The sequence below is a fragment of the Cyanobium sp. NIVA-CYA 375 genome (genome assembly GCF_056108345.1).
Map to the genome: position 1 here is coordinate 1 of NZ_JBSYHW010000345.1, position 664 is coordinate 664.

Annotated in this window: 1 protein-coding gene; it reads right to left on the bottom strand. The window is 69.3% G+C overall.

What is annotated here, in order from left to right; all coding sequences use genetic code 11:
• Positions 1-664: TonB-dependent receptor plug domain-containing protein (locus tag AC01FP_RS18490; RefSeq protein WP_474482329.1), on the bottom strand; the 664-nt coding region annotated here is incomplete at both ends.

Sequence of the window (664 nt, forward strand, 5' to 3'; positions counted from 1 at the left end):
GAGCGTGTTGCCGAATCGTGCAGAGCCGGGGGTGCGGTTCTCGGTCTCGGTATAGCTGTAGGCGGCGCGGGCCGTCAGCCGCTCGCTCGGCCGCGCGCCGAGTTCGAGCTCGAACCCCTGCGCGCGAACCCTGCCGAGGTTCTCGTAGAACCCGAACGGCCGGGTGGCGCACAGCGGGGCGGGGTTGCCGAAACAGCTGGCGAACTCGATCTGGTCCTCCGCATCGCGGCGGAACAGCGTCGCGGCGGCATGGAAGCGGCGAGAGGTCATGGTCCGCTCGCCCAGCGCCAGACCGAGGTCGAAGCTGGTGCTCTTCTCGGGGCGCAGCGCTTCGTTGCCGAAATCGCTGAACAGCTGGAACAGAGTCGGCGCCTTGAACCCCTCGCCCACGCTGGCGCGCAGACGCAGGTCATCGACAATCTCGTAGCTCAGGTCGCCGCCGAAGCTGGCCGCGGTGCCGAACCGGGCATGATCATCGACGCGTCCGCCCACCCGGGCGGAGAGCCCGCCGTATTCGATCCCCGCTTGCGCATAGGCGCCGAAAATCCGCGTGCTGCGCCCGGCGTCGAACAGAGTGCGGTAATCGCTCCACTCGTGCTCACCGCCGAAATGGACCAGCAGCGGGCCGAGCGGCCGCCATTCGCCGCGCAGGGCGATCCGGTCG